Annotated in this window: 20 protein-coding genes; 9 read left to right on the top strand and 11 right to left on the bottom strand. The window is 67.8% G+C overall.

The features are described 5' to 3' along the window. Positions 1 to 23 precede the first annotated feature (23 nt). The 9 genes from AC1MFI_RS03930 (at position 24) to AC1MFI_RS03890 (ending at position 6,963) form a co-directional block, all read left to right on the top strand. The gene (locus AC1MFI_RS03930; protein WP_479819836.1) at positions 24 to 488 is read left to right on the top strand and encodes an Asp23/Gls24 family envelope stress response protein; all 465 of its coding nucleotides are present in this window, start codon (positions 24 to 26) and stop codon (positions 486 to 488) included. Between the two features lie 7 nt (positions 489 to 495). Beyond that, positions 496 to 687, top strand: coding sequence for a DUF2273 domain-containing protein (locus AC1MFI_RS03925; RefSeq protein WP_479819835.1), 192 nt, complete (start codon positions 496 to 498; stop codon positions 685 to 687). 35 nt (positions 688 to 722) lie between these two features. Beyond that, complete coding sequence (locus tag AC1MFI_RS03920; RefSeq protein ID WP_479820775.1) at positions 723 to 1,103, top strand: hypothetical protein; 381 nt, start codon at positions 723 to 725, stop codon at positions 1,101 to 1,103. Beyond that, positions 1,100 to 1,702 (top strand): DUF6286 domain-containing protein, encoded by a 603-nt coding sequence (locus tag AC1MFI_RS03915; protein WP_479819834.1) that lies wholly within the window; start codon positions 1,100 to 1,102, stop codon positions 1,700 to 1,702. Before AC1MFI_RS03920 ends, AC1MFI_RS03915 begins: the two co-directional genes overlap by 4 nt. Beyond that, positions 1,699 to 2,343, top strand: a complete 645-nt coding sequence (locus tag AC1MFI_RS03910) for a hypothetical protein (protein WP_479819833.1) — start codon at positions 1,699 to 1,701, stop codon at positions 2,341 to 2,343. Before AC1MFI_RS03915 ends, AC1MFI_RS03910 begins: the two co-directional genes overlap by 4 nt. Before the next feature lie 183 nt (positions 2,344 to 2,526). Continuing rightward, a complete protein-coding gene (locus tag AC1MFI_RS03905) occupies positions 2,527 to 3,876 on the top strand; it encodes an ABC transporter substrate-binding protein (RefSeq protein WP_479819832.1) in 1,350 nt (449 codons plus the stop codon). A gap of 145 nt (positions 3,877 to 4,021) precedes the next feature. Continuing rightward, on the top strand, positions 4,022 to 4,987 hold the full coding sequence (locus tag AC1MFI_RS03900) for a carbohydrate ABC transporter permease (RefSeq protein ID WP_479819831.1): 966 nt from the start codon (positions 4,022 to 4,024) through the stop codon (positions 4,985 to 4,987). Beyond that, on the top strand, positions 4,984 to 5,949 hold the full coding sequence (locus AC1MFI_RS03895) for a carbohydrate ABC transporter permease (RefSeq protein WP_479819829.1): 966 nt from the start codon (positions 4,984 to 4,986) through the stop codon (positions 5,947 to 5,949). Before AC1MFI_RS03900 ends, AC1MFI_RS03895 begins: the two co-directional genes overlap by 4 nt. Before the next feature lie 3 nt (positions 5,950 to 5,952). After that, on the top strand, positions 5,953 to 6,963 hold the full coding sequence (locus AC1MFI_RS03890; RefSeq protein WP_479819828.1) for a LacI family DNA-binding transcriptional regulator: 1,011 nt from the start codon (positions 5,953 to 5,955) through the stop codon (positions 6,961 to 6,963). Between the two features lie 18 nt (positions 6,964 to 6,981). On the opposite strand, the gene AC1MFI_RS03885 is transcribed toward AC1MFI_RS03890, so the two are convergent. The 11 genes from AC1MFI_RS03885 to AC1MFI_RS03835 form a co-directional block, all read right to left on the bottom strand. Beyond that, a complete protein-coding gene (locus AC1MFI_RS03885; protein ID WP_479819826.1) occupies positions 6,982 to 7,821 on the bottom strand; it encodes a DUF8083 family protein in 840 nt (279 codons plus the stop codon). A 5-nt stretch (positions 7,822 to 7,826) separates the two neighbouring features. Beyond that, positions 7,827 to 8,636 carry an exodeoxyribonuclease III gene (locus tag AC1MFI_RS03880; protein WP_479819824.1) on the bottom strand — a complete coding sequence of 270 codons (810 nt, stop codon included), beginning with the start codon at positions 8,634 to 8,636 and terminating at the stop codon, positions 7,827 to 7,829. Between the two features lie 26 nt (positions 8,637 to 8,662). Beyond that, the gene (gene nadE / locus AC1MFI_RS03875) at positions 8,663 to 9,487 is read right to left on the bottom strand and encodes an ammonia-dependent NAD(+) synthetase (protein ID WP_479819822.1); all 825 of its coding nucleotides are present in this window, start codon (positions 9,485 to 9,487) and stop codon (positions 8,663 to 8,665) included. A gap of 39 nt (positions 9,488 to 9,526) precedes the next feature. Beyond that, positions 9,527 to 10,588 carry a Gfo/Idh/MocA family protein gene (locus AC1MFI_RS03870; RefSeq protein ID WP_479819820.1) on the bottom strand — a complete coding sequence of 354 codons (1,062 nt, stop codon included), beginning with the start codon at positions 10,586 to 10,588 and terminating at the stop codon, positions 9,527 to 9,529. A 116-nt stretch (positions 10,589 to 10,704) separates the two neighbouring features. Further along, entirely contained in the window at positions 10,705 to 11,724 is a 1,020-nt protein-coding gene (locus AC1MFI_RS03865) for a LacI family DNA-binding transcriptional regulator (protein WP_479820774.1), read from the bottom strand. Positions 11,725 to 11,764: 40 nt separating this feature from the next. Continuing rightward, on the bottom strand, positions 11,765 to 13,225 hold the full coding sequence (locus AC1MFI_RS03860) for a GH1 family beta-glucosidase (protein ID WP_479819818.1): 1,461 nt from the start codon (positions 13,223 to 13,225) through the stop codon (positions 11,765 to 11,767). Then, a complete protein-coding gene (locus AC1MFI_RS03855; protein WP_479819816.1) occupies positions 13,225 to 14,124 on the bottom strand; it encodes a carbohydrate ABC transporter permease in 900 nt (299 codons plus the stop codon). Before AC1MFI_RS03855 ends, AC1MFI_RS03860 begins: the two co-directional genes overlap by 1 nt. Further along, positions 14,121 to 15,257, bottom strand: coding sequence for a carbohydrate ABC transporter permease (locus AC1MFI_RS03850; protein WP_479819814.1), 1,137 nt, complete (start codon positions 15,255 to 15,257; stop codon positions 14,121 to 14,123). The genes AC1MFI_RS03855 and AC1MFI_RS03850 overlap by 4 nt, the downstream gene beginning before the upstream one ends. A gap of 59 nt (positions 15,258 to 15,316) precedes the next feature. Continuing rightward, positions 15,317 to 16,636: an ABC transporter substrate-binding protein gene (locus tag AC1MFI_RS03845; RefSeq protein ID WP_479819812.1), complete on the bottom strand. Its 1,320-nt coding sequence runs from the start codon at positions 16,634 to 16,636 to the stop codon at positions 15,317 to 15,319. 266 nt (positions 16,637 to 16,902) lie between these two features. Further along, positions 16,903 to 17,901 carry a sugar phosphate isomerase/epimerase family protein gene (locus AC1MFI_RS03840; RefSeq protein ID WP_479819810.1) on the bottom strand — a complete coding sequence of 333 codons (999 nt, stop codon included), beginning with the start codon at positions 17,899 to 17,901 and terminating at the stop codon, positions 16,903 to 16,905. Between the two features lie 78 nt (positions 17,902 to 17,979). Continuing rightward, the gene (locus tag AC1MFI_RS03835; protein WP_479819809.1) at positions 17,980 to 19,152 is read right to left on the bottom strand and encodes a Gfo/Idh/MocA family protein; all 1,173 of its coding nucleotides are present in this window, start codon (positions 19,150 to 19,152) and stop codon (positions 17,980 to 17,982) included. Positions 19,153 to 19,191 lie beyond the last annotated feature (39 nt).

The raw sequence follows: 19,191 nt of genomic DNA, 5'->3' as shown, positions 1-19,191 counted from the left end.
GACACAAGCGAAAGGGGACGTCGATGATCGAGCAACCCACGGGGCGGCCGGTGCCCGTCCTCCAGGGCGCACCTGCGGGAAGAACCGTGATCGGGGATCCTGCGGCGGTGAAGATCGCGGCCATCGCCGCCCGGTCCGTGCCCGGCGTTCATGCCTTGGGGCCGGGTGCCGGACGCGCCCTCGGCGCCATCCGTGACGCCGTCGGGGCCAACGATCCGGCCCATGGCGTGAAGGTGGAGGTGGGCCAGACCCAGCTCGCCGTCGATGTCAGCCTCGTCGCGGACTACGGGTTCGCCCTGAATGCCCTCGCCGACTCCGTGCGCGCGGCCGTCTACGACGCCCTCACCCAGCTGGTGGGGCTCGAGGTCATCGAGGTGAACGTCGAGATCCTCGACGTGCACCTGCCGCAGCCGGCCGAGTCGAAGACCGTGGAGCGCATCCGGCCCGTTGCGCCGGGGTCGAGCCAGGTCAGGCAACCCGTCGAATGAGGACCCCGTGACCCCCACCTCCCTCGGCATGGCCACCGGCGCCGTGCTCGCGTTCGCAGCACTGATCTTCGGATTCTGGGGCTTCCTGCTCACCCTCGTACTGGTGCTGTGCGGCGCCGTCGCCGGGCGGGTCGTCGAGGGCAAGCTCGACCTGCGCGGTGTCCTCGACGCCCTGTCCGGCCGACGCTCGTCCTCGTGACCGCCGAGTCCGTCCCGACCGTCCCGACCCGCGCGATGGCTGGCGCATCCGCGACCCCGAGCACCGTCCCCGTCGCGGGGCACAACCGCATCACCACGCAGGCGCTGACCAGTACGGCGCGCGCCGCCGCCGCGGAGATCCTCGGGGTGCAGCCCGCCACGATCCGGGCGACGTTCTCGGACGACCACGGCCTCCTGGCCCTGCTCCTCGCCCTGCCGCTGCCGGTCCCGCCGCTGTCCCGGGTGCTCGACGAACCCGGGATCGTGGCCTCGTTCGGCGGTCCGCTCCTGGACCGCGCGGAGGCCGCACGTACGCCGATCCTCGTGCGGGTGCAGGAGCTCAGCGGGGCGCGGCTGAGCCGGGTCGACATCCGGATCATCGGCAGTACGGTCACCAAGGGGGCGAGGGTGCTGTGAGCGTCGACCTGCGCGACCGTTCCGGCTCGGTCTCGACGGCCCGCCTCGTGCGCCGGGAACTGCACTCGTCGCGAGCCATCGCCTCGGTGGTCACCGGTGTCCTCCTGATCGCAGGGTGCCTGCTCCTGCTGTTCGAAGCCGTCCTGAAGGCCGTGGGGGACCAGCCGTTCCTGCTCGACGTCGAGGCCGCGGCCGCCTGGATCGGAGCCCTCCCCGGCGCGGCTCCCGCTTCCCTGCTCGGCTCCGCCTCCGTCCTGCTGCTGGTTCTCGGCGCGTTGCTCCTCCTCCTCGCGGTCCTGCCCGGGCGGCGAGCCCGCTACACCATCCCGAACGGGCGCGCCGCGGTCGTCGTCGATGCGGAGGTCGTGGCGTCATCGCTGGCGCGGAGGGCGCGGATCGTGGCCGGGGTGGCTCCCGAACAGGTCCTCGTCACGGTGGGCCGTACCTCCGTCACGGTCCAGATCCGGCCTACGTCCGGCATCCCGGTAGACGCCGATGCCGTGCGTGCTGCTGTCGCGGACGATCTCAGGCGCTCCAGCGTGGAACCCGAACCGAGGATCGCCGTCGTGGTCGCCGAGTCGGGGGTGATCGGGCAGTGAACACCACGCCGCGCCTGCTCAACCGGCTCGTCCTGGCCGTCGTCGGTCTCCTCTTGTTCGCCGCGGGGAGCGCGGGACTCGCGCTCCTCCTGCTGCCCGCCGTCGCCTCATGGTGGCGGGCAGCGGCGCCTCGGGCTGCTGATGCCATCGACGGTCTCCGGCGCCGGACCACCCTCGAGGGCCAGGCCGACACCTGGCTGTGGATCGTGCTCGCGGCTGTCCTGCTGCTCCTGATCGTGCTGCTCAGCCTGTGGATCGCCGCCCAGGGGAGGGGCCGCACAGGGCTCTTCGCCGCCGTCGGCGGAGGCGATGGTGGATCGTCCGCGCACAGGGACGACGGCGGCACGGCCCGTGGGACGGTGACGATCACCGCGGCTGCCGCCGAGCAGGCCCTGAAGGCCGCGCTGCTCGAACGCCCCGACCTCGCGGGCGCCTCGGTGAGCACATGGCAGGTCGGCGGCGTACCGGGTCTGCGCGTGCGCGTGTTCCCCCGGAAGGGCGTTCCGCCGTATGCGGTCGCCGACGAGGTCTCGCGCCTCGTCGAAGCCCTCGACGCCGTGACGGGCTACCGTGCGCCGGTGCTGATCAGTATCGGCTCAGGGGCCCGCGTCCGCTTCACCAGGGCCGAACGCGTCAGCTGACGCTGTGAAGCAGGTCACGATTGGGCATCAAAGCACGAAGGTGCGCCGGGTAGGTTGTCGAGCCACGTTGTAAGCGCTTACGCTAACGTCATCATTCAGTGAGGCGGCACGACCCCGGCGAGCGGCTCTCGAAGCTGTGCGTCCGATTCACGGAAGTACCGCAAGACAAAGGAGTCTGTTTCAATGGCGAATATTCGCTCACGCAAGTATCTGCTACCCACTGCAGCGCTCAGCGTTTCCCTCTTCGCCCTCGCCGGTTGTGGTTCCGAAGGATCCGACAGTGCAGGCGGCTCGGGCGACGCCGACTGCGCAGCCTACGAGTCCTACGGGACGTTCGAGGACGCCGAGGTCAGTGTCTACTCGACCATCGTCGACGTCGAGGCCGAGCTGCTGGAGAACTCATGGGCCGATTTCTCGGAGTGCACCGGCATCGAGGTGGCCTACGAGGGGTCCAAGGAGTTCGAGACCCAGATCGGCGTGCGCGCCCAGGGTGGCACGGCTCCCGACCTCGCGATCTTCCCGCAGCCGGGCCTGCTCGCCGCCCAGGCGGAGAATCTGAAGCCGGCGCCGCAGGCCGTCTCGGACCTCGTCGACGAGGGCTGGTCCCCCGACTGGAAGAAGTACGGCACCGTCGACGGCACCTTCTACGCGGCACCGATGCTCGCGAACATCAAGGGCTACGTCTGGTACGTCCCCGCGACCTTCGAGGAGAAGGGCTGGGAGGTTCCGGCCACCTGGGACGAGATGACCGAGCTGACGGAGAGGATCGCCAGCGAGGAAGAGGAGATGAAGCCCTGGTGCGCAGGCTTCGAGTCCGGTGAGGCGACCGGCTGGCCCGGAACCGACTGGGTCGAGGATGCTGTGCTCCGCGAGCACGGCCCGGAGGTCTACGACCAGTGGGTCGCCCACGAGATCCCGTTCAACGACCCGCGCATCGTCGAATCCTTCGACCGCGTCGGCGAGATCCTCAAGAACGACGACTACGTCAACGGCGGCTTCGGCGACTCCCGCTCCATCCTGTCCACGGCCTTCGCCGAAGCCGGGCAGCCCGTGCTCGACGGCCAGTGCGCCATGCACCACCAGGCGTCCTTCCAGGCAGCCAACTGGCCCGAGGGGACGGAGGTCGCCGAGGACGGCGATGTGTGGGCCTTCATGACGCCTCCCGTCGACCCCGCCTCGGGTACGGCTATCACCGGTGGCGGCGAGATGGTCGGTGCCTACTCGGACCGTCCCGAGGTCGTCGCCCTGCAGTCCTTCCTCGCGAGCGCCGAGTTCGCCAACGCCCGCGTGGAGCAGGGTGGTGCCATCAGTGCCAACAAGGGCCTGGACCCGGAGCTCGCCGGCTCGGATCTCGACCGCCAGTCCATCGAACTGCTGCAGGACCCCAACACGGTGTTCCGCTTCGACGGCTCGGACCTGATGCCCGGTGCCGTCGGCGCCAACTCCTTCTGGAGCGGCATCGTGAACTGGATCAACGGCTCCTCCACCGAGGAAGTCACGCAGACCGTCGAGGACAGCTGGCCCGCGTCCTGATGCAGTGACGGCTGGTGCCGGCGCCCCTCCGGGGTGACGGCGCCAGCCGTCGTCGGCCGAGGGGCCACACCGCCCGGTGCGGCGTGGCCCCTCGTGCCGCCCTTCCCCTAGATCACTTCATCACGCGCACCAAGGAGGCTGGGCTGTGGAAGATTTCGCTGACAAAGGTTTACAGGTGGTGGTGGGGCTCGCCATCTTCGCGGCCATCATCGGCCTCATCATGCTGGTCGTGGACCGGGCGCCGAAGTCCGGACGCGAGAAGCTCCAGGTCGCAGGGTTCCTGGCGCCGGCCCTCATCCTGCTGGCGGTCGGGCTGGTCTTCCCGGCACTCCAGACCTCGTACCTCTCCTTCACGGACCGCAACGGCGAGTTCGTCGGTCTGGACAACTTCGTCTGGATGTTCACGCAGCCGGAGGCGCTGGTCACCCTGAGGAACACCCTGATCTGGGTTGTCCTCGTCCCGTTGCTCGCATCCTCGATCGGCCTCGCCTACGCGGTGTTCATCGACCGAGCGCGCGGCGAGAAGGCGCTGAAGGCCCTCGTCTTCATGCCCATGGCCATCTCCTTCGTCGGCGCCGGCGTGATCTGGCGCTTCGTCTACGCCTACAAGGGCGCGGAACAGGACCAGATCGGGCTCCTCAACCAGGTCCTCGTGTGGCTGGGCCAGGAACCCAAGCAGTTCCTGCTCGACGCCCCCGAGAACACCTTCTTCCTGATCGCCGTCATGATCTGGATCCAGACCGGTTTCGCCATGGTGGTCCTCTCGGCCGCCATCAAGGGCATCCCCACGGAGATCGTCGAGGCTGCGAGGCTCGACGGTGCGAGTGCGTGGCAGCAGTTCCGCAATGTCACCATCCCCACGATCCGCGGGTCCCTGATCGTGGTGATCACCACCATCACGATCGGCACGCTCAAGGTCTTCGACATCGTCCGGACCATGACCGCGGGCCAGTACGAGACGTCGGTGGTCGCCAACGAGATGTACACCCAGGCCTTCAGGGCAGGAGAGCCCGGACGGGGTGCCGCCCTGGCCCTGGTCCTGTTCCTGATGGTGCTGCCCGTGGTCGTCTACAACGCCCGGCTGCTCCGCAAGCAGAAGGAAATCCGATGAGCACCGTTCCCCTCGAGAACAACAAGAGCCTCCTGCCGGACGTCGACGACGATGACGCGCAGGCCCGTCCCACCCTGCAGAAGCGGGTGAAGCAGAGGCTGACGTCCCGTACCGCCACGGCTGCCGCCGTCATCATCGCCGTCATCTGGACCATCCCGACGTTCGGCCTCCTGATCTCGTCCTTCCGCCCGGAGGACAACATCAAGGGCAACGGCTGGTGGAACGTCATCACCGATCGCCAGTTCACGCTCGAGAACTACGCCGAGGTGCTGAGCCCGGGCGGGAGCCAGTCGCCCAACCTGCTGTCCTACTTCGTGAACTCCCTGGCGATCGTCATACCCGGCACCATCTTCACGCTGGTACTGGGAGCCATGGCCGCGTACATGTTCGCGTGGGGCCGCTTCAAGGGCAAGGACAACCTCTTCATCTTCGTCTTCGCCCTGCAGATCGTCCCCCTCCAGATGGCACTGATCCCGCTCCTGCAGCTCTTCACGCAGGTGCTCAAGTTCGGTGACTTCCAGGTCCTTCCAAGTGGGACCTACGCCCAGCTGTGGGTGGCACACACCATCTTCGGCCTGCCGCTGGCCATCTTCCTCCTGCACAACTTCATAGCGGAGATCCCCGGTGAGGTCATCGAGGCGGCCCGCGTGGACGGAGCCGGCCACAGCACGATCTTCTGGCGGATCATCGTTCCGCTGGCGACCCCGGCCCTGGCCTCGTTCGGCATCTTCCAGTTCCTGTGGCTCTGGAACGACCTCCTCGTGGCACTCGTGTTCTCGGGCGGGGGCGCCGACGTCGCACCGATCACCCAGCGCCTCGCCGAGATCCAGGGTTCGAGGGGCGGCGAGTGGCAGCGCCTGACTGCAGGCGCCTTCGTCTCCATCATCGTTCCCCTCGCCGTGTTCTTCGGGCTGCAGAGGTACTTCGTCCGCGGGCTGCTGGCGGGCGGCCTGAAGGGCTGACCGATGACGAGCATCGACGACGTCGCCGCTTCCCTCGGGGTGTCCACGGCCACGGTGTCCCGGGCACTGCGCGGACTGCCCGGCGTCGCGGACGAAACACGGGCGCGCGTCACCACGACCGCCAGGGAGCTCGGCTACGTCCCGTCGTCGTCCGCCTCCGGGCTCGCATCCGGTCGCACGATGGCGATGGGCGTCCTCGTCCCGGTGATCGATCGGTGGTACTTCTCCGCGGTGCTCGAGGGCGTCGACCGCCAGCTGCGTTCCGCGGGCTACGACCTCATCGTGTTCAGCCTCGGTGGTGCGGGCGTGAACAGGGACCGCGTCTTCCACCGTTCCATCCTGCGCAAGCGCATCGATGCCCTGCTGGTCATGTGCATGCACCTGACCGCGGAGGAGCGGAAGGCCGTGCAGCAGCTCGAGTATCCCAATATCGTCGTCGGCGGGGCGGTCGAGGGCGTGCGCCATGTCGGGATCGACGACTCCCGGGCCGTCCGCGACGCCGTCGAGCACCTCATCGAGCTCGGCCACACGAAGATCGCGCACATGCGCGGCGGCGGGTCCTTCGACATCGATTTCGAGGTGCCGCGGCTCCGGGAACAGGCGTTCAAGCAGACGATGGCGGACCACGGCCTCCCGGTGCGGGGGGACTGGTCGGCCTTCGGCGATTTCCGGTTCGCCACGTCCCGTGTCTCCGCGCTCGCCCTGCTCGCCGATCCGGGGGACCGGCCGACAGCGGTGTTCTGCTCCGCGGACGAGATGGCGTTCGGGGTGCTCAGGGCCGCCGCGGAGCTCGGCATCGATGTGCCGGGGGACCTGTCGGTGATCGGGATCGACGACCACGAGTTCGCCGAGCCCATGGGCCTGACGACCATCCGCCAGGATCCCGCGGACCAGGGCGCCTATGCGGCGGACCTCCTGCTCGGGGAGCTGCTGCGGAACGAGCCGGCGGATTATCCGCCGTCGCGCCCCCATGTGCTCGTCGAACGGGCTTCGACGGGACGCGTCAGGGACTGAGGAGTGCGGGCCGGCTCGTCAGGAGGCCCGGGCGAGCTGGCGGATCGGGATCCAGCGGGAGGCGAGGCGCCGGTAGGACGCCGCCGCCCCCATCATGTCGGCTTCGGCGAGGCTCTCGATGCCGAGGCGCACGTCCATCGGCGAGTCGTCCGGGAAGACGCGGTCCGCCACCGGGCCGTAGTCGACCTCGACCACGGCGTCCCGGCGGAAGATCTCGAGCCACTCGACGATCTCGGTGAGTTCGTCGAGCAGGTCCATCTCCGGCGCCCCGATCGCGAGCTGGGCGACCGAACGCCGTCCGCGGTCGATGCAGTCCCCGATCCTCGCCGTGATCCGGACGGTGGTGACCCGGCCGTCGTCCTCGACCACCTCGGTGAGATCGTCCTCATGGATCAGGGCGAACCAGGCGAACGGTACCCCCCACGTGGCTGACCGGGTGTACAGCTTGGCGACCGAGTCGGCGAACGTGTCCGGATCCAGCCGTGCCTGGTGCGCCTCGCGGGCCACCTCGGGCACCAGGACGTCGATCAGGGGCCCACGCAGGCTCTGATCGAGGGATTCCGCGGCCAGCGTGGTGCGGACGGCGAGCTGGTTGGGGCAGTAGTAGGGCGCCGTCGTGCCGTTCAGGCTCGGGAAGTGCGTGACGCGGACGAGGTCGGGCTCGTGGTGCGGAAAAGGATCGGACACCGAGCGCAGAACCCGCCGCAGCGACTGTTCGTGCTCGATGCTCTCGGTCAGGCCCCGCTCACGCGCCCGCTGTTCGAGGATCGCCAACTGCTGCGCATCGGAGAACGCCTCGAGGGGCTCGTAGACGCGGAGGTAGGAGACGTAGGGGAACGGCCGGGCGCCACCGCCCATCCGGCTCACGGTCCGCTGAGTTCCACGACGACGGGAGCATGATCCGAGGCGCCCTTGCCCTTGCGTTCCTCGCGGTCCACGAAGGCGTCGGTCGCGCGCGCCGCCAGGGCGGGGGAGCCGAGGACGAAGTCGATCCGCATGCCCTCCTTCTTGGGGAAGCGAAGCTGCTTGTAGTCCCAGTAGGTGTAGAGGCCGGGACCGGGCGTGAACGGGCGCGCGAGGTCGGCGAAGCCGGAGTCGAGGAAGGACTGGAAGGCGGCCCGCTCGGGAGGACTCACGTGCGTGTAGCCACCATTGACGAAGAGCTCGATATCCCAGACGTCCTCGTCCTGCGGAGCGATATTCCAATCACCCATGAGTGCGATCTGCGCCGCGGGGTCGTCGGTGATCCACTGCTCCGCGTGACCGCGCAGGGTTTCGAGCCACTCGATCTTGTAGGGCATGTGCGGATCGTCCAGGGCGCGGCCGTTCGGCACGTACAGGCTCCAGACGCGCACACCCCCACAGGTGGCAGCAATGGCCCGCGCCTCCTGCACCGCCTCGGCCCCGGGCTTGCCGAACGTCGGCTGGTCGGGGAAGGTGCGCTCGACGTCGTCGAGCCCCACGCGGGAGGCGATGGCCACGCCGTTCCACTGGCTGAGGCCGAAGTGTGCCACTTCGAAGCCGCTGTTCTCGAACAGCTCCCACGGGAAGTTGTCGTCCTTGCACTTGGTCTCCTGGATGGCCAGGATGTCGACGTCGGACCTGTTCAGCCAGGCCTCGACGCGGTCGGCTCGGGCACGGAGGGAGTTGACGTTCCAGGTGGCGATCTTCACGGACCCTACGTTACCAACGGCGGTGTTTACTCCCGCCACCAGGAATCGAAGAGAGTCACGGGCACCGTGCGCTTGTGCCGTGTGATCCAGTAGCGGTGCTCGATCGACTTCGCCGCATCGGGATCCACCTCGCGGCCCTCGAGGTAGTCGTCGATCTGCTCGTAGGTGAGGCCCAGTTCCTGCTCGTCGGCCTGGCCTGGGCGGTCATCGAGCAGGTCCGCCGTGGGGATCTTGTCGTAGAGCGCAGCGGGTGCTCCGAGCTCCTTCAGCAGGGCGCGGTTCTGGCGCTTGTTCAAGCCGAAGAGCGGCAGGATGTCGGCGCCGCCGTCGCCGAACTTCGTGAAGAATCCCGTGACCGACTCCGCACCGTGGTCCGTTCCGACGACCAGCAGGTTGTGCTGGCCCGCGATCGCGTACTGGGCCACCATCCGGGCCCGTGCCTTCGTGTTGCCCTTGGTGAAGTCCGAGATGGGCTCGCCCGTGGTGTCCGCGTACTCCTGCTGGATGCCGTCCACGGCAGGAGCCACGTTGAACACCCTGGACGTCCGCGGCTGGATGAAGGCGAGGGCCGCCTGGGCGTCCTCCTCGTCCTTCTGGACGTTGTAGGGCAGGCGCACGGCGATGAAGTCCGCGTCGACGCCCTCGGAGCGGAGCTCGTCGCACGCGAGCTGGGCGAGCTTGCCGGCCAGCGTGGAATCTAGCCCGCCGCTGATGCCCAGCACGAAGCCGCGGGTACCCGAGGACCTCACATAGTCCTTCAGGAAACCGACCCTCCGGCGGATCTCCGCGGCCGGGTCGATGCTCGGCTGGACGCCCATTTCCTCGATGATCTGTGCCTGGAGTTCGCGCATGCCCCTAATTTACTCCGCCCGGGTTTCCGCAGGGTTACATCAGGCCGGTACGGTGCCGGCGTCACTGGAAGAGTGCAGGCCCATCTGGCGGCGTGCCTCGTCGAGCAGTCGCATCATGCCGACGGACTCGGCGGGCGTCATGAAAGGGCTCTCGGTCAGTCCTGCCTGAAGGCAGCGGGTGACCTCGCGCAACTCGTAGCTGAAGCCGTTCCCGCAGACTTCGAAGCGCTCGGTCCGCAGCATCCCCTGCCGGGGCTGAACCACGAGTTCCCCGGGATTGAACAGGGGAGCGGACGAGCGGAGCCAGCCTTCCGAGCCGCTGATCGCGACCACGCTCGGGGAATCCACGCCGATCGAGGTGATCAGCTGGGCATGGGCGCCGCTCCCGTAGGTCAGGGTCAGGGCGTTCTGTACGTCTACGCCCCCGGGAGAGAGGACGCCGCTGGCTGCGACGCTGCTCGGCTCCCCGAGCGCACCGAACGCCCAGGTCAGCGGGTACACGGCGAGGTCCAGCAGGGCACCGCCCCCGGCTGCCGGATCCCATAGCCGTGACGACGGGTCGAAGGGCGCGGCGAAACCGAGGTCGGCCTGAAGCCACCGGACCGGCCCGATCTCCCCGGAGCGAAGGATCGTCATGGCGCGGCGGAAGCTCGGCAGGAAGCGTGTCCAGACCGCCTCCATGAGGAACAGTCCGCGCTCCGCGGCGAGTTCGGCGAGTTCGGTGGCTTCCCGGGCGTTCATGGCCAGGGGCTTCTCGCACAGTACGTGCTTGCCTGCCAGGAGGGCGGCCAGCGCTACGGTGTGGTGCTGCGCGTGCGGGGTCGCGATGTAGACGACGTCGACGGCAGGATCCGCGACGAGCCGTTCGTGACCCGTCACGTCCTCCAGATCCGAATACACGGACTCGAAGCCGAAGCGTAGGGCGAATGCCCGGGCCGACGCCTCGGTGCGGGAGCTGACCGCCTGCAGGAGTACGTCGTCCAGCAGCGCGAGGTCCTGCACCACGCGGGATGCTATCGAGCCCGTGGCGACGACCCCCCAGCGGACGGGGCGGCCGGTGGCGGCCGAAGGAGCGATGGTGCTGAGGGGAGCTGGAAGCATGGACATGGCCTTTCGGGACTGAGGATCCGGGGCGCCCCGAGGGCACGCGGAAGACAGAGGTCACGCGGGAGGAGGAGTGCGCAGGACGATGCCGTGGGCAGGGGAGACGCCCGGGGTCAGACGGAGTCGCGGACCACGAGCGAGGTGGGCATCCTCGTGACGCGCTCCGTGGGTTTCCCCTCGATCAGGTTCACGAGGGTCTCGGCCATCTTCTTGCCGAGTTCGATGATCGGGTGGTGCACCGTGGTCAGCGCCGGCGTCACCGAGGTGGCGAAGGAATCGTCGTCGAACCCGACGACCGCGATGTCCTCCGGGATGCGCAGCCCGCGGCCCTGGATGACCGTGTAGGCCCCGGCCGCCATCTGGTCGTTGCCTGCGAAGACGGCGTCGATGGGAACGCCCCGGTCCAGGAGCCGGTGCATGGCGCGGGCTCCCGAGGCGAGGGTGAAGTCCCCCTCCTCGACGAGTCCCTCCGCCAGGCCCGCCTCCCGCACCGCCGTCCGCCACCCCGCGAGGCGGTCGATGCCCGGAGGCATGTCCTGCGGGCCGGCGATCGTGGCCACGTGCTGCCGCCCGCTGTCGGTCAGCTGCCGCGTGGCGCTGTAGGCCGCCTGCTCGTTGTCCACCTCCACGTAGTAGCTCTCCTTGCCGCCCACGAGGGGACGTCCGGCGAAGACCATCGGCAGCGATCCGGAGAGGTGCGTCCACGAGTGGTCACCGCTGTGGTGGGAGACCACCAGCACACCGTCCACGTTTCCGCCGAGGAGGAAGCTGCGTGTCTTCTCCGGTTTCGATTCCGAGGAGATCACCATGTTGAGCGTGTATTCGGTATCGGCGAGGAAGAGGGCGATCCCCTGCACCACGGAGGCGAAGAAGGGGTCCGCGAAGACCTTCGACGTCGACTCCGGGACGATCAGCGTCACCGCGTTCGCCCGTCGCTTGGCCAGCGACCGTGCGGCGCGGTTCGGCGTGTAGTCGAGCGCGAGGATCGCCTTCTTCACGGACTGCGCGAGTTCCGGGTCGACGCTCGGAGAATCGTTGACGACGCGGGACACGGTTGCCCGCGATACCCCGGCCAGAGCAGCCACCATCTCCAGGGTGGGTACCGGCCGGGGCCCGCCTGCGTCCTGCGTCATCGTCATCTCCGGAGCCTCGAAAGTATGGCTGAAGCCTACTTCAAGCGCCTGTCGGAGCGAGGAGGGGTGCGTTCGTGGCAGCGATGACCCGTGCGTACGCCAGGCCGCTGTCCTTGATGGTCCGCTCGAAGGAGTCGTAGTCCACGCGCACGATCCCGAAGCGCTTCCCGTAGCCCCACGACCACTCGAAGTTGTCGAGGAGGGACCAGACGAAGTACCCGCGCACATCCGCACCCTGGTCGATGGCTTCACCGACCGCCGCGACGTGATCGAGGATGAACCGCGTGCGCTCGGCGTCGTGCACCGCACCGTCACTGCTGACGACGTCGTCGTACGCCGCGCCGTTCTCCGTGATGTAGAGCGGTGGCAGCGAGGGGTATTCCTCGCCGAGACGCACCAGGAGCTTCCGCAGGCCGTCCGGGTTGACCTCCCAGTTCATGGCCGTGCGCGGCAGGCCGCGGCTCGGGAACGCGATGTCCTCGGAGCCGATCCAGCAGGACGACGTCGGGCGTGTCGCTCCGCCCGAGTGACCGTCGCCGCCCTGATCGTCCCGGTGTCCGCTGATGAGGTCGTCGTGGTAGTGGTTCACGCCGAGGAAGTCGATCGGGGCCCCGATGATGTCCAGGTCCCCGGGCCGGATGATGTCCCGGATGCCGAACTGCTCGAGGTCGGCGAGCGTGTCCTCCGGGTACGCGCCGCGGAGGATCGGATCGAGGAAGATCCGGTTCTGCAGCGAGTCGAACCGGCGTGCGGCGTCGAGGTCGATCGGGTCCGCGGGATCGCGCGGGATCGAGTTGCTGAGGTTGAGGGTGATGCCGAGGTGCTGTGCCCCGCGGGTGCGCAGTTCGTTGACCACGAGCCCGTGGGCGAGGTGCTGGTGGTGGATCGCGGCGACGGCCGCGTCCGGTTCCTGGCGCCCGGGGGCGTGCACGCCGGCGGCATAGCCGAGGAGGGACGAGCAGAACGGCTCGTTGAACGTGGTCCAGTGCTGTACGCGGTCACCGAGGGCCGAGTAGACGTCGGTTGCGTACTCCACGAAGCGGTACGCCGTGTCGCGGTCGGCCCAGCCGCCCTTCTCCTCGAGGGCCTGCGGCAGGTCCCAGTGGTACAGGGTCAGCCATGGGAGGATCCCGGCGCCCAGGAGCTCGTCCACGAGGCGCGAGTAGAAGTCGAGGCCCTGCGCGTTGGGTCGCCGGTCCCCGGGGCGGACCCGGGACCAGCTCGTGGAGAACCGGTAGGAACCAAGTCCGAGTTCCTTCATGACCGCGACGTCCTCCGGCATGCGGTGGTAGTGCTGCACCGCATCCTTGAGTGTGTCGCCGTGGGCGATGGCGCCGGGGACGCGTGCGAAAGCATCCCAGACCGAGTCCTCCTTGCCGTCTTCGTGGCTCGCGCCCTCGACCTGCGCAGCGGCGGTGGCCGAGCCCCAGAGGAAGCCTTCCGGCCAGGTCCGGGTGACGGCTGTGTCGTGGGATGGGTGGGTTGTCGCGTCGAGTGGCATTAGCCCTTCACTGCTCCTTGCATGATTCCGGAAATGAGATGACGGCCTGCGATGACGAAGAGCACCAGCAGCGGGAGGGTGGCCAGGACGGCTCCGGCGAGGACGATCGAATAGTCCACGTACCGCGCCGACTGCAGCTGGCTGAGAGCTGTCTGCAGAGTGGGGTTGCCGGGACCGAGCACCAGCAGCGGCCAGAGGAAATCGGTCCAGGCGGTCATGAACGTGAAGAGGCCCAGGATCGCCATGGCAGGCCGTGCGGCGGGAAGAGCGACGTGCCAGAAGGTGGAGATCATCGATGCTCCGTCCATCCGGGCCGACTCGATGAGCTCGTCGGGAATGACGTCCACGAGGTACTGGCGCATGAAGAACACGCCGAACGCCGTGACGAGCGTGGGGATGATGACGGCTCCGATCTCACCGGTCCAGCCCAGTGTGCGCATCATCATGAACAGCGGGATGATGCCGAGCTGGGTCGGAATGGCCATGGTCGCGATCACCGCGACCATCAGCCCGTTGCGCCCACGGAAGCGGAGCTTCGCGAACGAGTATCCGGCCAGGGTGGAGAAGGCCACCACGGACACCGTGATGATCCCCGAGACCAGCACGCTGTTGCCGAGGGCGAGCCAGAACGGGATGGTGTCGAAGACCTCGCCGACGTTCGTCCAGAAGTTGCCGCCCGGGAACAGGGGCGGCCAGGTCTGGCCGAGGGCCTCGTTGGTCCGGCTGCCGATGATCACCGACCACCAGAGGGGGTAGGCGGAGGCGAGGAAGAAGGCGAGCAGCAGTCCGTAGGTCAGGAACCCCGGCCGCCGCCCGTTGCCGAACATGCTCCTTCGGAGGGAACGGCTCCGCTCCTCCGGGACGCGGGTGTGCTGCGGACGGGTCTCGGTGGCGGTCATTGCCCACTCCTCGGTGTCGTGTCTGCTGGTGTCCCGACCGGTCCCGCCGCAAGCTCCGGCGCCGGTTCGGCAGCGGGGGCCGGCGGCTGGGGGCCCACAGCGGGGAGGGCGACGGCAGGCGCGGTGGAGCGTTTGCGTCGGCGGCTGCCGGCGCCCCTGCCCGGTCCACGCCCGTCGCCGGTGGTGGCGATCCTCTGTGAGATCAGGTAGTTCACGAGGCCGAACAGGACGATGATCAGGAACAGGAGCCACGCGATGGTGGCCGCTTTGCCGAAGTTCGACCGGTCGAAGGCCATCTCCCAGAGGTAGAGCACGGTCGTCTGGAACTGTTTCCCCGTTCCCCCTGACGTTCTCGGGTCGAAGAGGCGGGGCTCGGTGAAGATCTGCAGCCCGCCGATCGTCGCGGTGATCACCACGAAGATCATGGTGGGCCGGATGCTCGGCAGTGTGATGCTGAAGAAGCGGCGGAAGACTCCGGCACCGTCGATGGCAGCGGACTCGTAGATGTCGCGGGGTACCGACTGCATGGCTGCCAACAGGATCAGCGCGTTGTAGCCGGTCCAGCGCCAGTTCACCATGGTGGCGATCGCGATGTGGCTCGGCAGGGTCTCGTTCGTCCACAGGACCCGGTCGATCCCCACGCTCTCCAGGATGTTGTTGATCAGACCGTACTGCTCACCGAACAGGTTGCCGAAGATCAGGGCGACGGCGACGGGGGTCACGATGTAGGGAAGCAGGATGCTCATGCGCCAGAACGTCTTGGCACGGAGGTGCTGGTCCAGCACGGCCGCTATGGCAGTAGCGACGACGAGCTGCGGGATGGTCGAGAGCAGGAAGATACTCATCGTGTTGAACAGCGAGTTCCAGAAGAAGCGGTCCTGGAGGACCTCCTGGAAGTTCCGCAGACCCACGAACTCGCCCTGTCCCTTGAGCAGGTGCCAGTCGAAGAGGGAGACGAAGAAGGTGTAGCCGAGGGGGAACAGTCCCACCAGGCCGAAGAGGAGAAAGAACGGGGCGATGTACAGATAGGGCGAGGCCTTCATGTCGAGGACGTTCAGTCGCTGACGGAAGGTGAGGGTGGGCTTCGGAGGGGCAGGACTGCCGGCTGCCGGGCGGTTCAGTGTCGTGGTCATGAGGGTTCCAGACTCCAGGGGGGCCTCCGGTGGTGCCGGAGGCCCCGCGGCCGGTGCTGCTAGTTGTTCACGATGCGGTCGTTGAGGAGCGTCAGGGCTTCGTTCCAGGCCTCATCGGCTGTGCCTTCGCCGGTGTCGAGAATCTTCAGGGCGGGCCTGAAGACGTTCTCCTGGATCTCAGAGTCCTGTGGGCCCTTGAACTGGGCCACGACGCCTTCGGCGCGTGATGCGAAGATCTCGCCGTACGGGGCGTCATTGAAGAGTTCGTTCGGGACGGCTGCTTCGACGATCTCCGCCTGGGCATCCAGGGTGCTGGGGAAGTTGTTGGCGGCTGCGGACTGCTTGACCATCTGTTCGGGGTCCGTCAGCCACGTGGCGAGCTTGGCGGCCTCGGCGGGGTGCTCGGAGCTCTCGGGGACGGAGAGGAAGGCCCCTCCCCAGTTGGAGCTACCACCGGGGAAGACGTCGGCGACGTCCCAGCCGGTCTCGGGTCCGCCACCGGCGGACTCCAGTTGCTCCTTGATGGTGCCCAGCATCCAGGCGGGGCAGACGTGGACCGCGAAGGAGCCGTCCACGAAGGCCTTGCCGTTGCCCCAGTCGAACGGCTCCTGGTTGGCGGACAGGCCGTCGGCGGTGCCTGCGGCGAGCAGGTCGAACTGGGCGCGCATGGCCTCGTTGCCCTCGATGTTGAGCTCGCCGTCAGCGGTGTAGTAGCCCTCCTCCATCTGGTTGACCATGGAGTTCCAGACGAACCCGGACTGGTCGTACCAGGCCTTGCCCGTGGTGTCGTGGTACTGGCGTCCCAGATCGAAGTAGGTCTCCCACGTGGCGTCGTCGCCGCTGAAGAGTGCGGCGACCTCCTCGCGGTCGGTGGGCAGTCCCGCTGCCTCGAAGAGCTCCCGGTTGTAGCACAGCGCCTGGGGCCCGATATCCGTGCCGAGGCCGATCACGCGGCCTTCGGGGTCGGTACCCTGCTCGAACTTCCAGTCCACCCATGTGTCCTTGATGTCCTCGGCGCCGTACTCGTTGAGGTCCACGAACTGGTCGGACACTTCCATGATGGACCCGAGCCAGCCCTCTTCGACGGCGACGACGTCGCTCAGTCCGGAACCTGCTGCAAGTTTGGTGAAGGCGTCTGTGCGGGCATTGGCACTGCCGTCGATGTTGGTCGCCTCGATGGTCACACCGGGGTTCTGCTCTTCGTATTCGGCGTACAGATCGTCGTAGCCGAACTGTCCGAAGGTGGTGACGGTCAGGTTGATGGGGTTGTCGGCACTGGCCGGCTCATCATTCCCGCCTCCGCTGCAGCCCGAGGCCGCGATGGCCAGGGATGCGACGCCGGCGAGGGCTGTGATTTTCCTGAGTCGCGAGAGTTCCACGATCACTCCTTTGTGTGTGTTCGAGCGACGTACGCCGACGGGCGAGAGAGCGCTCTCTGAGGTGTTGAACCACTGTATGTGCGGGAAGTCACACCGTCAAGAGAGCGCTCTCTCACATGTCCTAGAGTGAGAAATACCGAGGATGACGGGGTTTTGAGCGCGGGAATCAGCCCCGGAACAGCTCTGCCCACCCCGGGCGTGCATCGGGGTGGGCAGGGGGCGGGCTGAGGGTCGTCAGAAGCCCGCCCGTTTGTCCGGCGAGGGCCCTACTGGCTGAACGCCGCGTCGAACGAGGTGTCCGACGGCGCGAAGTCGAACTTCTTCAGGAAAGCCAGGGCCTCCGGTGCCCCCTGTAGCCGGTCCATCCCGGCGTCCTCCCATTCGACGGAGATGGGACCGGTATAGCCGATCGCCGTCAGGGCGCGGAAGCTGTCCTCCCAGGGCACGTCGCCGCGGCCCGTCGAGACGAAGTCCCACCCCCGTCGGGGGTCGCCCCACGCCAGGTGCGAGGAGAGGATGCCGTTGCGGCCTCCGCCCATGCGCATCTTGGTGTCCTTGCAGTCCACGTGGTAAATGCGGTCCTTGAAGTCGGAGATGAAGGCCACGGGGTCGATCTGCTGCCACATGAAGTGGCTCGGATCCCAGTTCAGGCCGAAGGCGGGGCGGTGACCGATGGCTTCGAGCGTGCGCTGGGTGGACCAGTAGTCGTAGGCGATCTCGGAGGGGTGGACCTCATGGGCGAAGCGGACCCCGCATTCGTCGAAGACGTCGAGGATCGGGTTCCAACGGTCCGCGAAGTCCTGGTAGCCGGCGTCGATCACTGCGGACGGCACGGGCGGGAACATGGCGACGTACTGCCAGATGGAGGATCCGGTGAAGCCGATGACGGTGTCGACACCCAGCTTCTTCGCGAGGCGTGCGGTCAGCTTCATCTCCTCCGCCGCGCGTTGGCGCACCCCCTCGGGATCGCCGTCGCCCCAGACCCTCGGGCCGACGATCGCCTGGTGGCGGAAGTCGATCGGGTTGTCGCAGACGGCCTGGCCCTTCAGGTGGTTGGAGATGGCCCAGACCTTGAGCCCGTTGCGCTCGAGGATGTCCAGCCGGTCCTGGATGTAGGCATCGTCATCCCACCGCCACGCATCGAGATGGTCGCCGGAGACGGCGATCTCCAGGCCGTCGTAGCCCCACTGGCCGGCGAGCTCGGCGACCTTCTCGAAGGGGAGATCGGCCCACTGGCCGGTGAACAGGGTGAAGTTGCGGGTCATGCGAGCTCCTTGGAGATGCCGGGGATGGGGAGGGCGTGGCGTGCGGTGCGTGCGCACTGCGCACACCGTGGTGTGGGACTAGGCCGTCTTGGTCCAGATGCTGTCTGTGCCCGCACTGCGTTCGACGCCGTCGAGCACCTTCTGGACCTGCAGGCCGTCCGCGAAGGAGGGCTCGGGCTGCCGCTTCTCCGCGATGGCCTCGACGAAGTCCTTCGCCTGATGCACGAAGCCATGCTCGTAGCCGAGCGAGTGGCCGGCGGGCCACCACGCCGAGATATAGGGGTGCGTGGGCTCGGTGACCAGGATGTCGGTGAAGCCCTGGCGCGTGTCCGGTGCAGTCGCGTCGTAGAACCCGAGCGAGTTCATCTTCTCCAGGTCGAAGGAGATGGCCCCGAGGGAGCCGGCGACCTCCAGTCGGAGGGCGTTCTTGCGGCCGGTGGACATGCGAGTCGCCTCGAATGATCCGATGGCTCCGCCGTCGAAACGGCCGGTGAACAGCGCGAGATCGTCCACGGTGACACGGCCCCGCTCCGAGCCGGCGCTACCGGCCAGGCCTGATGCTTCCGCCAGGACCGGGCGCTCATGGACGAACGTGTCCAGGATGCCGCTCACGCCGGTCATTTTCTGGCCGGTGATGAACTGGGCGAGGTCGACGGCGTGGGCGCCCAGGTCGCCGAGTGCGCCGGAACCGGCCAGGTCCTTCTGAAGCCGCCAGGTCAACGGGGCGTCCGGATCGACGAGCCAGTCCTGCAGGTAGTTGGCGCGGACCTGGCGAATCTCGCCGATGGCTCCGGAGGCGACGAGTTCCCGTGCGAATGCCGCCGCCGGTACCCGACGGTAGGTGAAGCCCACCATGGCGTAGACATGCTTGCCGGCGCGTTCCGCCGCTTCTGCCATCGCCTCGGCTTCCTCGAGGGTATTGGCAAGCGGCTTCTCGCACAGCACGTGCTTGCCCGCCTCCAACGCGGCGATCGCGATCTCTGCATGCGAGCCGCCGGGAGTCACGATGTCCACGATGTCGATGTCGTCGCGATCTATGGCGGCCCGCCAGTCGGTCGCGGTCTCCTTCCAACCCCACTTCGCGGCGGAAGCCTCCACCGCGGCCGGGTTGCGGCCGACGAGCAGGGCCATCTCAGGATGCGCCGGCAGGTCGTAGAACCGTGGAGCAACCCGCCATCCCTGGGAATGGGCTGCGCCCATGAATCCATGACCGATCAGGGCAACTTTCAGGGGTGATGCGTCGTTGTGCATATTTCCTCTTGTTCGGAGCGGACTCGTCGATCGGGGCCG

Source organism: Arthrobacter sp. BC5 (assembly GCF_056680255.1).
The sequence above is the reverse complement of the archived record's forward strand: the minus strand, read 5'-3'. Positions and strand labels throughout refer to the sequence as shown.

Coding starts and splice junctions, on each gene's coding strand:
- AC1MFI_RS03920 (WP_479820775.1), top strand. CDS start 723: ATGGCTGGCGCATCCGCGACCCCGAGCACCGTCCCCGTCGCGGGGCAC.
- AC1MFI_RS03905 (WP_479819832.1), top strand. CDS start 2,527: ATGGCGAATATTCGCTCACGCAAGTATCTGCTACCCACTGCAGCGCTC.
- AC1MFI_RS03930 (WP_479819836.1), top strand. CDS start 24: ATGATCGAGCAACCCACGGGGCGGCCGGTGCCCGTCCTCCAGGGCGCA.
- AC1MFI_RS03835 (WP_479819809.1), bottom strand. CDS start 19,152: ATGCACAACGACGCATCACCCCTGAAAGTTGCCCTGATCGGTCATGGA.
- nadE (WP_479819822.1), bottom strand. CDS start 9,487: ATGCGCGAACTCCAGGCACAGATCATCGAGGAAATGGGCGTCCAGCCG.
- AC1MFI_RS03890 (WP_479819828.1), top strand. CDS start 5,953: ATGACGAGCATCGACGACGTCGCCGCTTCCCTCGGGGTGTCCACGGCC.
- AC1MFI_RS03895 (WP_479819829.1), top strand. CDS start 4,984: ATGAGCACCGTTCCCCTCGAGAACAACAAGAGCCTCCTGCCGGACGTC.
- AC1MFI_RS03885 (WP_479819826.1), bottom strand. CDS start 7,821: ATGGGCGGTGGCGCCCGGCCGTTCCCCTACGTCTCCTACCTCCGCGTC.
- AC1MFI_RS03860 (WP_479819818.1), bottom strand. CDS start 13,225: ATGCCACTCGACGCGACAACCCACCCATCCCACGACACAGCCGTCACC.
- AC1MFI_RS03870 (WP_479819820.1), bottom strand. CDS start 10,588: ATGCTTCCAGCTCCCCTCAGCACCATCGCTCCTTCGGCCGCCACCGGC.
- AC1MFI_RS03840 (WP_479819810.1), bottom strand. CDS start 17,901: ATGACCCGCAACTTCACCCTGTTCACCGGCCAGTGGGCCGATCTCCCC.
- AC1MFI_RS03865 (WP_479820774.1), bottom strand. CDS start 11,724: ATGACGCAGGACGCAGGCGGGCCCCGGCCGGTACCCACCCTGGAGATG.
- AC1MFI_RS03850 (WP_479819814.1), bottom strand. CDS start 15,257: ATGACCACGACACTGAACCGCCCGGCAGCCGGCAGTCCTGCCCCTCCG.
- AC1MFI_RS03855 (WP_479819816.1), bottom strand. CDS start 14,124: ATGACCGCCACCGAGACCCGTCCGCAGCACACCCGCGTCCCGGAGGAG.